Source organism: Paraburkholderia sp. J94 (assembly GCF_905220285.1).
In the GTDB taxonomy this organism is placed as follows: Bacteria; Pseudomonadota; Gammaproteobacteria; order Burkholderiales; family Burkholderiaceae; genus Paraburkholderia; species Paraburkholderia tropica_A.
The window spans coordinates 1-337 of record NZ_CAJMZH010000066.1 but is presented as its reverse complement, the minus strand read 5'-3'; the positions used below and the strand labels follow the sequence as shown (position 1 = coordinate 337).

Sequence of the window (337 nt, the reverse complement as noted above, 5' to 3'; positions counted from 1 at the left end):
GGTGTCGATCGTCTCCATGCGCTTCTTCGTCAGCGGGCCGGTATTGTCGATCTTCTGACCGCCCTTGCCGTCGGACCAACAGTGCAGCACGCCGCGCGGGCCGTACTTCTTGCGGAAGTCGGGGAAGTCCTTGGCGTCCGGGTAGTCGGGCAGTTCCGGTTCTTCCTCGGCATTCAGGTGATACAGGTTGCCGAAGAATTCGTCGAAACCGTGCATCGTCGGCAGGTGTTCGTCGCGGTCGCCGAAATGGTTCTTGCCGAACTGGCCCGTCGTGTAGCCGAGGTCCTTGAGCAGCTCGGGAATATTCGGGTCCTCGGCGCGCATGCCGAGCGGCGCA

1 protein-coding gene is annotated in these 337 nt (G+C 62.6%); it reads right to left on the bottom strand.

All coding sequences use genetic code 11. The features are described 5' to 3' along the window. The coding region (locus U4Y88_RS37670) for a sulfatase-like hydrolase/transferase (protein WP_321790153.1) at positions 1-337 on the bottom strand (337 nt) is incomplete at both ends.